The sequence below is a fragment of the Paenarthrobacter sp. NPDC089322 genome, assembly GCF_040684895.1.
GTDB lineage: Bacteria > Actinomycetota > Actinomycetes > Actinomycetales > Micrococcaceae > Arthrobacter.
In genome coordinates this window covers 50,600-62,495 of record NZ_JBFBGW010000006.1, presented here as the reverse complement: position 1 = coordinate 62,495, position 11,896 = coordinate 50,600, and the positions used below count along the sequence as shown (strand labels likewise).

Sequence of the window (11,896 nt, the reverse complement as noted above, 5' to 3'; positions counted from 1 at the left end):
AGCCACGAATCTGTTGTCCGCGCCGCACACAGGGTGGACAATGACGCCATGTCCGAGGAACCGGGTACCCCCGAACCCGATCCAAGCCCGGCGCTGTCGCCAAGCATCAGGGCGCAGCTGCTCGCCACTGAGCACTGGAGCCTGCTCGCATCAAGAAGCACAACGCAAGGAGAAGTCCTCACCCGCATAAGCATGTTCCTGACGTTCACATCGGCGAGTCTCCTGAGCGTGGCCCTGGTGGGTAATGCCACGCAGTTCTCAGATGCCTTCCGGGCCTTTGCCTTGACCATCCTGAGCATCGACGTAGCCGTGGGACTCCTGACCCAAATCAGGGTGATAAACGTCGGCATGGAGGACCTCATGTATGTCCTGGCCATGAACCGGCTGCGGGCGGCCTATGTAGAGCTCGATCCCGGAATTGCACGCTACATGATGGCCGGATACCACGACGACGAGGCGGGGTCCGGCCAGACGTACTACTTCCTCGGCGGACGAACCTCCTTCAGCCAGGTGGCCGGCAGCAGCATGATGTTCATCATGACAGCGAACGCGGCACTACTGGCCCTGCTGCTGGGTTCGGTCCTGACCGTCGTGGGCATGCCCGTCGTCGTGACGGTTACTACAGCCGCGCTGGTGGCAATGATCTTTTTCCTGGTGTCCCTTTTGCGCGGGAAGCGCCTGTACGACGACGTCTGGAAAGCCAACCCGCCGATTTCACCGACGCCACCTGTCGCGTGAAAATGCGGTTCAGTCGATGGCGGCCATGAGTTCCACCACGCGGTCAAGGAAGACATCCACCTGGGCTTCTTCGTAGCCCTCATCGCCCTTGGCCGCCCGGAACACTGCCCGGCGTACGGTATCCACGCTCAACGGCTGATCGTGCTCAAGATAGCCTATGAGCTGCTCGCAGAGCGCATCCACATCCTGGATATTGTAGCTGCGGGTGCGCTTCCTGGCCGGGCGACGGAACCGCTCGCCGTCAGGCCGGTGCAGGCGTCCGCGGAGAATGCCGGAGAGTTTACCGATCTGGCGAAGCCAGGCCTCCTCGCCCTGCTGGCTGATCAGTTCGTCCCGCTCGCGGCGTGCGAAGGCGTCTTCGAGCCGATCCAAGGCCGCATCTACGCTGTGCGCATCGTAGCCTCCCTTGACGGGGTCGAACGCGACATCGCGGACATCGGTGCTGGCCACGCGCTCCCCCGGCCCGTCCGGGTTCTCGAACGACGTCCTGGCACGGCCGAGGAATGCGTCAACTTGCTTGGCGTTGTAGCCGTACTTGCTTCGTTCCACCCGTTCGAATGTTGCGGGAATCTGGCGTCGAATATCCAAAGCCACTACTTTTCCTTCATTGGTTGTCATACGCCGCTCAGCAGCGCGAACAGAACATAGGCTACAGGGGCCGCGAAGACGATCGAATCCAGACGGTCCATGACGCCCCCGTGGCCGGGCAGGATGCTGCTCATGTCCTTGACGCCCAATTCGCGTTTGACCATGGACTCTGCGAGGTCTCCTGCCGTCGCAGCCGCAACCATGCCTGTTGCAAGAATGAGGCCCACCCACCACGGCTTATCGAGGAACAGAACGCATGCGAGAACGCCGATGAGCATGGCGCCTCCCACGGATCCCGCGAAGCCCTCCCAGGACTTCTTGGGGCTGATCTTCGGCGCCATGGGATGTTTGCCGAACGAGGCTCCCACGATGTAACCGAACGTATCGTTCGAGACGACCAGAAGCAGCATGGCCACAATCTGCCATGCTCCTTCCGGTATTCCGTTCGGCCACAGGCCCACTGGCGTGGCACCACCGCTCGCATGCAGCGGCAAGGCGGCAAAGCTGATCAGGAAGGGAATCCACGCCAGCGTGAAAACACCGGCAAACACGCTGCGGGGCGCACCGGCGGCGCTCTCAATGGAACGCCACAACAGCACCGCGACGCAGCTTGCCACCATGGTGAACAGCAGGCCCTCGAGGCCCCCGAAGTAAGCAGATACCGGCATGGCCAGAGTGCCGATCATCACGGGAATGAGCGGCATCCGTGTGCCTTGTGCCTCCAGCGCCCGGAACACCTCCCACACCCCCATCACGGCAAAGGATGTGGTGAGCAGGACGAAACCCAAGGGAAGGAACAGCAGTCCCCCCAGGACGGCGAACAGCATGGCAAGCCCGACGCCGATGGCGGCCGGCAGATTTCGACCGGCCTTCGGCGTCGGGTTCTCGCGCAGGCGTTTGGCGCCCTTGCGCGCTTCGCGTGTCGGGACCCGTTCAGCGGGCGCCGGCTCTGCCTGGTTCATTAGACCTCGAGCAGCTCGGCTTCCTTGCGCTTCAGCAATTCGTCGATGCTGTCCACGTGCTGCTTGGTGATGGCGTCAAGTTCCTTCTCACCGCGGGCGCCCTCGTCTTCCCCGGCCTCGCCATCCTTGACGAGTTTGTCGATGGCATCCTTTGCCTTGCGGCGGATGGTGCGTACGGAAACCTTGGCGTCCTCACCCTTGCCCTTGACGATCTTGACGTATTCCTTGCGGCGTTCCTGGGTGAGCTCCGGAATGGTAACGCGGATGACGTTGCCGTCGTTGGAAGGGTTCGCCCCGACCTCGGAGTCGCTCAGTGCTTTCTCGATGTCACGCAAGGCGGTCTTGTCGTACGGCGTGATGAGGATCGTCCGCGCGTCCGGAACCGCGAAAGAGGCAAGCTGCTGCAGCGGAGTCGGGGTGCCGTAGTACTCCACGATCACCTTGTTGTAGAGCCCGGGGTTGGCCCGGCCCGTACGGATCGAGGCGAAATCCTCCTTGGCTACCTCAACCGCCTTGTCCATCTTCTCGCCGGCTTCGAGCAAGGTCTCTTCGATCACGGTTTCTCCTCAGAAAATAGTCGCTGCCCAACTGCGGGCGGCACTGCACAGTAAAGATCCGCCACTCTGGGCGGACAGTCCTAGAAATATCCTAGCCGTTGCTACGGAGTAACCAGGGTTCCCAGCGTTTCGCCCAGGATGGCACGGGTAACGTTGCCCTCGCCTTCCATGCCGAACACCACCATGGAGAGGTTGTTGTCCTTGCACATGGTCATGGCTGTCTGGTCCATGACCCGGATGTCCCGGCGCAGGGCGTCGTCGTAGCTCAGGACGTCGAGCTTCTCGGCTGCCGAATCCTTCTTGGGGTCTGCCGTGTACACACCATCAACGCCGCTCTTGGCCATGAGGACCACGTCGGCGTGGACTTCCAGTGCCCGCTGCGCAGCCACCGTGTCAGTGGAGAAGTACGGCAGGCCCGCGCCTGCACCGAAGATGACAACGCGGCCCTTTTCCATGTGGCGGATCGCGCGGCGCGGAATGTAGGCCTCGGCAACCTGGCCCATGGTGATGGCACTCTGTACGCGGGTTTCGACGCCGGCCTGCTCCAAAAAGTCCTGCAGCGCCAGGCAGTTCATGACCGTGCCGAGCATGCCCATGTAGTCGGCACGGGACCGGTCCATTCCACTCTGCGACAGTTCTGCTCCACGGAAGAAGTTTCCGCCACCCACCACGATGGCTACCTCGACGTCGGACACGGCGGCAGCGATTTGCTTGGCGATGGCACGAACGGTTTCCGGATCGACGCCGAGTTTGCCCCCGCCGATGACCTCGCCGGAGAGCTTCAGAAGTACACGACGGCGGGACTTCTCGGGCTGGATTGCAGTGTTGACGGTTTCCATGGTGCCTCCCGTTGGTGGACTCTGGCTAGATTATCGTGCTGGGCGTCCGCGCAGATACTGCCCGGACGCGTGCATGAAAAAGGGGCGGCCACCGAAGTGACCACCCCTTTTCATGACTTACTAGTTTCCGACGCGGAAACGGGTTACTGCGGTTGCCTTGACGCCGGCTTCTTCGAGGACCTGTGCAACGGTCTTCTTGGAGTCCTTGGCGAATGCCTGGTCAACCAGAACTTCACCCTTGTAGAAGCCCGTCACGCGGCCTTCAACGATCTTGGCGAGTGCAGCTTCGGGCTTGCCTTCAGCCTTGGCGGTTTCCTCGGCGATGCGGCGCTCGGACTCGACCAGCTCGGCCGGGACGTCTTCGCGGGTCAAGTAGTTCGGAGCCATGGCTGCGACGTGGACAGCGATGTCATGCGCGGCAGTGGCAGCGGCTTCGCCTTCACCGTCGACAGCGAACAGAACGCCGACCTGTGCCGGGAGGTCCTTGGAGGTCTTGTGCAGGTAAGCGTCAACCGTGGTGCCCTCAACGCGGGAAATGCGGCGGACAACGACCTTCTCGCCGAGGACAGCGCCCTCTTCGATGACGACGTCGGCAAGCTTCTTGCCGTCGACCTCGGTGGCGAGCAGGGTGTCGAGGTCGGCAGCGCCGGACTCGACTGCAACGTTGAGGACCTTGTCGGCCAGCTGGATGAACTTGTCAGCCTTGGCAACGAAGTCGGTCTCGCAGTTGACCTCGATCATTACGCCCACGCCGCCGTTGACCTTGGCAGCAACCAGGCCTTCTGCGGTGGAACGGCCTTCGCGCTTGGTAGCGCCCTTCAGGCCCTTGATACGGATGATCTCGATGGCCTTCTCGGCGTCACCGTTGGCCTCGTCGAGAGCCTTCTTGACGTCCATCATGCCGGCGCCGGTGCGCTCGCGCAGGGCCTTGATGTCAGCAGCAGTGTAGTTCGCCATGTGAACCCCTCTGTCTAGAAAGTTTTGTGTTTACGTGACTGACAGGACAGCAGCCCACTTGTGTGAGCCGCCATCCTGTCAGTAGCCCCCGACGCCATTGCCGGCATCAGGGAAGGTCCGGATTTACTTGGCTTCTTCGGCTTCGCCGGTTGCAGCTTCAGTTGCTTCGGCTGCCGGAGCTTCTTCAGCCTTGCTGCCTTCGAGGAGCTCGCGCTCCCACTCAGCCAGCGGCTCCTCCGGAGCCTCGGTGGTGCCGGTGGCGCGCTGGGTGCGGGCGATGAGGCCTTCAGCAACGGCGTCGGCAACAACGCGGGTCAGGAGGTTGACGGAGCGGATGGCGTCGTCGTTACCCGGGATCGGGAAGTCAACTTCGTCGGGATCGCAGTTGGTGTCCAGGATGGCAACAACCGGGATGTTGAGCTTCTTGGCTTCGTCAACAGCAAGGTGTTCCTTCTTGGTGTCGACAACCCACAGAACAGACGGAGCCTTGGTGAGGTTGCGGATACCACCGAGGTTGGACTCAAGCTTGGTGAGCTCACGCTTGAGGAGCAGGAGCTCCTTCTTGGTGTAACCGGATCCGGCGACGTCCTCGAAGTTGATCTCTTCGAGTTCCTTCATGCGCTGGATACGCTTGGCAACGGTCTGGAAGTTGGTGAGCATACCGCCCAACCAACGCTGGTTGACGTACGGCTGGCCAACGCGGGTAGCCTGCTCAGCGATAGCTTCCTGGGCCTGCTTCTTGGTGCCGACGAACAGGACGGTGCCGCCGTGGGCGACAGTAGCCTTGACGAACTCGTAGGCGCGGTCGATGTAAGACAGCGACTGCTGGAGGTCGATGATGTAGATGCCGTTGCGCTCCGTGAAGATGAAGCGCTTCATCTTCGGGTTCCAACGACGGGTCTGGTGTCCAAAGTGGACGCCGCTGTCAAGCAGCTGGCGCATGGTTACGACGGGCATGCCGACGCTCCTTCCGGCAGGTCATTCATGAGAGAGCCCGTGGGGCTGCTCTTACCCTGCCAATAGTTGACGGTTGTTTAGCCTGCGCCCTGATGGGCTTGGCTCCTGGCATCCTTTGCGCTTCTCATCCGGCGTGGAACCATAGGGCTTGGCCGGACCGCAAGAGGCGCAATCCTCCGCAGCCTGAAGCCACAAGGCTTCGCTGGTGGAGGGCTGGATACGCGTAGTCAGCTTGAGCCCCTCACATATCTGAATGAGACATGATCCTGAACAAGCTTGAGGGCACAGCAAACTGCTCCACCAAGTGTACTACAGCAGACCCCGTTGTTTGACCGCACTCCCCCGCAGTTGTCCACATACGGCACTCCAGCCATAGCTACCCCCAACAGCTTGGACAACGCTGGATACATGGCCTTTTCCAAGCTCTCCATTATCGCGTTGATCATCGCCACAATCATGACCGGGACGCCCGGCGCATCTGAGGTGGAGGCTCGCTGGAGCTGGCCTCTCTCCCCTAAGCCAAACGTCCTTCGGACGTTCGATCCGCCGGACAAGCCGTGGTTGAGCGGGCATAGGGGCGTGGACTTGGGACCAGCGTCCGACGGCGGCACGGTGACCGCACCGTCGGGCGGTGTGGTGACTTTTGCCGGCGTCGTTGTTGACCGGCCCGTCCTCACCATCGATCACGGCAACGGTTTGCGGAGCAGCTTTGAGCCTGTGAGCAGTGAGCTGAAGCCGGGCGATTCCGTGACCAAGGGCCAGGCAGTGGGATCCTTGGCCGCTGGTCATTGCGGCGGGACGCCGTGCCTGCACTGGGGCGTGCGGCGCGGCGAGGACTACATCAATCCCCTGGGCTTCGTGCAGGACCTTCGGCCGTCAGTCCTGCTTCCCTTGGAGTAGTCCCACCGGCCCCGTGCAGTACCTAGACGATGGCCGAGACGCCCGTGATGGCGCGACCCGTGACCAGGGTGTTGATTTCGTGGGTGCCTTCATAGGAGTAGATGGCCTCGGCGTCTGCGAAGATCTTGGCCATTTCGTAGTCCGTGACAATGCCGTTGCCACCCAGGATGCTGCGGCCAAGGGCAACGCTTTCGCGCATCCGTGAGGTGGTGAACGCCTTGGCGAGCGCCGACTGCTCATCCTTCGCCACTCCTGCATCTTCAAGCTGCGCAAGGCGCACCATCATGCCCATGGACGCCACGGCGTTGCCGAGGATTTGGACCAGTTGGTTCTGGACCAGCTGGAAGGCAGCGAGCGGCCTGCCGAACTGCAGACGCTGGACAGCGTAGCTGCGTGCCACATCGAAGGCTGCCAGCTGAAGGCCGACAGCCTGCCATGCGACGGCAAGCCGGGTGACCTTGAGGACTTTGTTCGTGTCCCGGAAGCCGTTGGCGTTGGCCAACTTGCAGAAGTCCGGGACCACCACGTTGTCCAGGACGATGTCGGCATTCTGGACTGTGCGCAGGGAGATCTTGTTTTCGATCTTGGTGGCGGAGTAGCCGGGCAGCTTGGTGTCCACGAGGAATGCCTTGACCTGGTTGTCGGAGACATCCTTCGCGTAGATCACGACCCAGTCGGAGAAGGTGGCGTTTCCGATCCAACGCTTGGCGCCGTTGAGGATCCAGTGGTCGCCGTCCCGCTCGGCCGTAGTCCGGGTACCACCTGCGACGTCCGAACCACCCAGGGGCTCGGTCAGTCCGAACGCACCGATCTTCTTCAAAGAGTAGATGTCCGGCAGCCAGGCTTCCTTTTGCTCCTCGGAGGCGAGTGCTTCGATGGAGCCGGTGAACAGTCCGTCATGCACACCCATGAAGGTTGCAATCGAGGCATCGGCCCTGGTCACTTCGGCGTGCAGGATGCCCGCGAACAAATTGGAGTAGCCCTGCCGGCGCACGGGGCTGACGAGGTCCACTTCGCTCAGCTTCGGAATAAGTTCCATGGGGAACTCGGCACGGTTCCAGCAATCCACCGCCAGGGGCTTGACCTCGCGGGCAAGGAACTCCCGCACTTCGGCGAGGCGGTCCTGCTCCTTGCCCGTCAGCAGCTGTTCAAAGGCGTAGAAGTCGCCATCGGCGTAAGGAAGGCTGGAGGCGTCGAAGGCGGGTTTGGGCATGATCTCTCCTTCAGGGTGGTCTACAGCGACCACGTCACGTTTTCGTCGGCGATGCACAGTACAAGGGAGGGCATCCGTATGTTACCGGCGAGTAGTTAAGTTACTGATCAGTAACATACCCCATCCCGCTGTCCCGGAGCAATGCCCGGACGGAGTGATTCTTTGGCACATTTTTTAAGGTCTGGAGTAAGCAAAGAGCCGTGGTCGACGCTTATACGTCAACCACGGCTCCCGTGAAATGTAGGGCTACTCGGACTTGAACCGAGGACCTTAGGATTATGAGTCCCGCGCTCTAACCAGCTGAGCTATAGCCCCGTGATGCCTGGTCCAGCCGCCGCAAAACGGCCATACCGGGCAAAGCACTCTAGCAATACTAATGGCTACGAGGCAGTGCTTGTGTCACACGACCTTGTCCTCGTACGAAGCCCCGCGGTAGAGGTCCTCGAACGTCTGGAGTGTGCCGTTGATGCTGTGGGGCTCCACCATCTCCCGGCTCACCTTGCCCATGGCCATCAACTGGTCATCCGGAAGCTCCAGCAGCTTGGTGATCTTGGCTGCAAGCTCGGTGCTGTCATTGGGCGTGAACAGGTAGCCGTTCTCGCCGTCGCGGACCAGGTGCGGAAGCGCCATGGCGTTGGCCAGCAGGACGGGCGTAGAGGCGGACATGGCTTCCAGGGTCACCAAGGACTGAAGCTCCGCCGTGCCCGGCATGCAGAAGATATCTGCCTTGATGTAGGCCTCTCGGAGTTCCTCGTCGCTTGCCAGTCCCAGGAACTTCACGCGGTCCTGGAGCCCCAGACGGGCCACTTGGGCCTCCAGTGCTGCGCGCACTTCGCCGCCGCCAACGACCTCCAGGTGCACGTTGAGCGAACGAGGAGTCTTGGCGACAGCATCGATCAGCACATCAACGTGTTTTTCCTCGGCAAGACGCCCCGCGAACAGCACGGTGGGGTGGGGGTGCGGCTCAATGACCTCGCCGGGCTGAAGTTCGTAGGCTGCAGAGTCGATGCCGTTGGACAACGGCAGGACTTTGCGGAGGAACGCGTGCTGGTGCATCGCTTTGGCAGCCAACGGTGTGGGGGTGGTGACGATGTGCGCCTTGCCCATCACCTTGCCCATGTCCTTCCACGAGATCTTCCCGATGATGTTCTTGAACCACTGGGGGAACGGCAGGAACGGGTTCAGGTTTTCCGGCATGAAGTGGTTGGTGGCAACGATCCGGATGCCACGCTTCACGGCTTCATAAAGGACATGCTCGCCGATCATGTAGTGGCTTTGGATGTGGACGACGTCCGGCTGGACTTTGTCGAACAGCAGGCTTATTTCCTTCTTGATCTCCCATGGGAAGCAGATGCGGAAATAGTCGTGCGTGGGAACTGAATGGGAGCGTAGCCGGTGGACGGTTGCTTCGTCCCGGAACTCCGTGAAGCTCTTGCCCTTGTCCTGGCGGCAGGCAAGGACGTGCACGTTGTGACCACGTGCCGTCATTCCCTTTGCCAGGCGGTAGCCGAACTGCGCAGCGCCGTTGACGTGCGGCGGGTAGGTGTCCGCCGCGATCAGGATAGTGAGGGGCTTGGTGGTGTCGGGAATGGTCACGTGGAGAACTCCTGATGGTCACGGTGCGGTCAGCGTTGCGGGGCAATGCTGCGGTGTCGCCGGGTGGCCGGTCCGCTGCGAAGCGGTGGCGCAAGGTACAGCTTTGGCCTAAGCCTTCCGGCTTGCAGTCGCCTTCGCATCCTTCTTGCGCTTGGTGACTTCCGGGTGGTGCCGGCTCAGGGCAATAACTCCCACGATAGCAAGCGAAGCCGCTGCGGCCATGGCGATGGCCATTACGGCGTGGACATCGGGACGAAGCTCACCGAGGATCACGATGCCGATGGCGATGCCAACAATCGGGTCAATCACCGTCAGGCCGGCGATGACGAGGTCCGGCGGACCGCTGGAGTACGCACTTTGCACGAACCAGGACCCCAGGCCGCCGGCGGCGGCAATCGCAATGAGCGTGTACCACTGGACATTCAGCAGGAACAGACCGTTGGGATCGAGCAGGTGCTTTCCGATGATGCGTGTCAGGACTGCCACGAATCCGAACAGGACACCTGCGCCCAGGATGTAGACAAACGCGCTCATGCGGTGCTTGAACAGAGCCGCGAGGGTCCCGAACAGGCCAACCGCCAAGGCAAGGAGAAGGACGATGGTCAGCTCGTCCTCAGCATTGACGTGATGGTTTTCCTGCGTGACATTGACGGCCAGAAGCACAAACAACGCGGAGCCGGTGACGCACGCTGTAATAGCCACTACCGTTGCCCGGTTGATGCTCAAGCCCTGGTCCTTGGCGTTGACCACCGTGGTGATGACCAGGGCGATGGCGCCAATGGGCTGGACAACGGTCAACGGGGCGGAAACCAGGGCGATCGCATTCATGACCATGCCCAGGCACAAAAGCAACAGGCCCAGCATCCAGCGCGGGTTGCGGAGCAGCCGCAGGAAACCATTCGAGCTCAGCGCCAGGCCGCCGGTATCGGCTTTGACCGCGCTCCCCTGCCGCTGTGCGCCGATAGCCAGGAAGAAAGCTCCAAGTACCGCAAGGAAAACCGCCAGCCAGACCATCAGCCTCGTCCGCCGTCGTCGGTCCGCAATTCTTTGCCTTTGCGCAAGATGGCCCAGAAGTAGTTGTAAGCCGCAATCCAGTGGCCTACCAGGCCCAGGCCAAGGAAGACCCAGGCAGCCACGAAGTAGACGTCCGTCAAGGGAATCGGCAGTTTGGAGAGCACCAGCAGGGGCGTTCCCACCAGCAGGAGGGCAGTTCGGATCTTCCCGATGATGCTCACGGGAAGATCCGGGTGGCTGCGGAAGTAGATCAGCGAGGCGATCGCCAGAACGGCGTCCGGCACCATCAGCGCGGCCAGGTACCACCACTGCACGACGCCGGCAATCGCCAAGGTGACGGCGACGGCCAGGAGCGCGGCACGGTCGGCCATCGGGTCCAGGATCCTGCCCAGTTTTGAGGTCTGGTCAAAGCGGCGGGCGATGTAACCGTCCACCCAATCGGTACTACCCATGATCACGAGTACCAGGACGGCGAAGCCGTACTCCTTCTGCCACAGCACCAACCACACGAAGAGCGGTACGCCCATGAAGCGGAGGACGGTGAGGATATTGGGAACGGTGAAGACGAGGTCATGATCCACCTGGGGACGGCCCGGGCGCGATCCAGCGCCGATCAGCCTCATATTGCCCCCCTTCCCGTTGTCAGTGTCTGCTGTCGTGCTGCAGGCCGCTACTGCTTCAGCAGTTTTCGCAGGGCAACCACGAAGACAGCCGCCGCCGCGGCAAAGGCCACGAGGTCCTTCCAACGGGCTGCAATGCGTCCGGCAAGGTCTTCAGGGGCGGATCCGCTGAGGTCTGCGAATTTCGCAGCTGCGAATTCGCGTCCTTCCCGGAACTTGAGGTTCGCTTCTTCCAAGAGGGCCTGTCCCTGCTTCTTAACGTCCAGTTGCTCCCCAAGCTCGTCACGCACCCCGGTGAGGTGTTGGCGCCGCTTGTCCAGCCGGAGGCGGAGCTCGGCCTCGGTGGGCGCCTTGACGGCATCCGCTTCCTTGGCAGCTTCCTTGGCGGCCTTTTCCGCCTTGGCCTTCTGCGCGGCGGCTTCCTTTTCAGCTTTGGCGGCCTTGGCCGCGGGCGAGTTCGGATCCAGGATGGACTCGTCGAAGTCCGAGCCTTCCTTGGCAATTCCAAGGTCGTGCTTGAGGCCACGGATGGTGTCTTCGGGAACCAGTGGCATGGCCTTCTTGAATTTGGCGATGCCGATCAACGCGCCGAGGGCAACGATGATCAGGAAAACTGCCGCGACGATCAAAGCGGCCAGCCACCCCGGCATGATGGTGGCCAGGCCGAGAATAGCGGCAACCACCAAGGCGATGACCAGGAGTGACATAAAGACAAGTGCTACGCCGAAGAAGGCACCGGCAACTCCGACCTGCTTGCCCTTGCGTTGCAGTTCGACCTTCGCCAATGCGATTTCGTCGTTAAGTTGCCGCGGAGCCAAGCGGGCAACGAGCTTGAGGGTCTTCGGCAAGGTACGGATGGCGGGTCCTCTGCTGGTCCTGCCGGTATGACGTCCACTCATGGGTTCCGCCTAACTGCTTCCTCTGGGCTGCGTAGTGACGAACGCGGCCGGAAATC

Annotated in this window: 13 protein-coding genes and 1 tRNA gene; 2 read left to right on the top strand and 12 right to left on the bottom strand. The window is 61.7% G+C overall.

Annotated features, from left to right (window positions below; translation table 11 throughout):
* Positions 1–48 precede the first annotated feature (48 nt).
* Positions 49–738 (top strand): hypothetical protein, encoded by a 690-nt coding sequence (locus AB0N65_RS08615; RefSeq protein WP_364160124.1) that lies wholly within the window; start codon positions 49–51, stop codon positions 736–738.
* A 9-nt stretch (positions 739–747) separates the two neighbouring features.
* Here the strand turns inward: AB0N65_RS08615 and AB0N65_RS08610 are convergent, their stop codons facing one another.
* The 6 genes from AB0N65_RS08610 to rpsB all read right to left on the bottom strand — a co-directional run bounded on the left by AB0N65_RS08610 (position 748) and on the right by rpsB (position 5,598).
* Positions 748–1,332 carry a DivIVA domain-containing protein gene (locus AB0N65_RS08610; RefSeq protein ID WP_364160122.1) on the bottom strand — a complete coding sequence of 195 codons (585 nt, stop codon included), beginning with the start codon at positions 1,330–1,332 and terminating at the stop codon, positions 748–750.
* A gap of 20 nt (positions 1,333–1,352) precedes the next feature.
* Entirely contained in the window at positions 1,353–2,288 is a 936-nt protein-coding gene (locus AB0N65_RS08605) for a phosphatidate cytidylyltransferase (protein WP_364160120.1), read from the bottom strand.
* A complete protein-coding gene (gene frr / locus AB0N65_RS08600) occupies positions 2,288–2,845 on the bottom strand; it encodes a ribosome recycling factor (protein ID WP_364160118.1) in 558 nt (185 codons plus the stop codon). Before frr ends, AB0N65_RS08605 begins: the two co-directional genes overlap by 1 nt.
* 101 nt (positions 2,846–2,946) lie before the next feature.
* Entirely contained in the window at positions 2,947–3,684 is a 738-nt protein-coding gene (pyrH, locus tag AB0N65_RS08595; protein WP_364160116.1) for a UMP kinase, read from the bottom strand.
* A gap of 120 nt (positions 3,685–3,804) precedes the next feature.
* Positions 3,805–4,641 (bottom strand): translation elongation factor Ts, encoded by an 837-nt coding sequence (gene tsf, locus AB0N65_RS08590; RefSeq protein ID WP_364160114.1) that lies wholly within the window; start codon positions 4,639–4,641, stop codon positions 3,805–3,807.
* 123 nt (positions 4,642–4,764) lie between these two features.
* The gene (gene rpsB / locus AB0N65_RS08585; RefSeq protein ID WP_364160112.1) at positions 4,765–5,598 is read right to left on the bottom strand and encodes a 30S ribosomal protein S2; all 834 of its coding nucleotides are present in this window, start codon (positions 5,596–5,598) and stop codon (positions 4,765–4,767) included.
* Between the two features lie 408 nt (positions 5,599–6,006).
* On the opposite strand from rpsB, the gene AB0N65_RS08580 reads away from it, so the two are divergent.
* Positions 6,007–6,498 (top strand): M23 family metallopeptidase, encoded by a 492-nt coding sequence (locus tag AB0N65_RS08580; protein ID WP_364160110.1) that lies wholly within the window; start codon positions 6,007–6,009, stop codon positions 6,496–6,498.
* A gap of 22 nt (positions 6,499–6,520) precedes the next feature.
* Here AB0N65_RS08580 and AB0N65_RS08575 read toward each other — a convergent pair whose 3' ends face one another.
* The 6 genes from AB0N65_RS08575 to AB0N65_RS08550 form a co-directional block, all read right to left on the bottom strand.
* On the bottom strand, positions 6,521–7,711 hold the full coding sequence (locus AB0N65_RS08575) for an acyl-CoA dehydrogenase family protein (protein ID WP_364160108.1): 1,191 nt from the start codon (positions 7,709–7,711) through the stop codon (positions 6,521–6,523).
* A 241-nt stretch (positions 7,712–7,952) separates the two neighbouring features.
* A tRNA-Ile gene (locus AB0N65_RS08570) sits at positions 7,953–8,026 on the bottom strand.
* A gap of 84 nt (positions 8,027–8,110) precedes the next feature.
* On the bottom strand, positions 8,111–9,307 hold the full coding sequence (locus AB0N65_RS08565; protein ID WP_364160106.1) for a glycosyltransferase: 1,197 nt from the start codon (positions 9,305–9,307) through the stop codon (positions 8,111–8,113).
* A gap of 108 nt (positions 9,308–9,415) precedes the next feature.
* Entirely contained in the window at positions 9,416–10,321 is a 906-nt protein-coding gene (locus AB0N65_RS08560) for a DMT family transporter (RefSeq protein ID WP_364160104.1), read from the bottom strand.
* Positions 10,321–10,944: a CDP-alcohol phosphatidyltransferase family protein gene (locus tag AB0N65_RS08555; protein WP_364160102.1), complete on the bottom strand. Its 624-nt coding sequence runs from the start codon at positions 10,942–10,944 to the stop codon at positions 10,321–10,323. Before AB0N65_RS08555 ends, AB0N65_RS08560 begins: the two co-directional genes overlap by 1 nt.
* Positions 10,945–10,991: 47 nt before the next feature.
* Positions 10,992–11,840 carry a phage holin family protein gene (locus tag AB0N65_RS08550; RefSeq protein WP_364160100.1) on the bottom strand — a complete coding sequence of 283 codons (849 nt, stop codon included), beginning with the start codon at positions 11,838–11,840 and terminating at the stop codon, positions 10,992–10,994.
* Between the last annotated feature and the right edge of the window lie 56 nt (positions 11,841–11,896).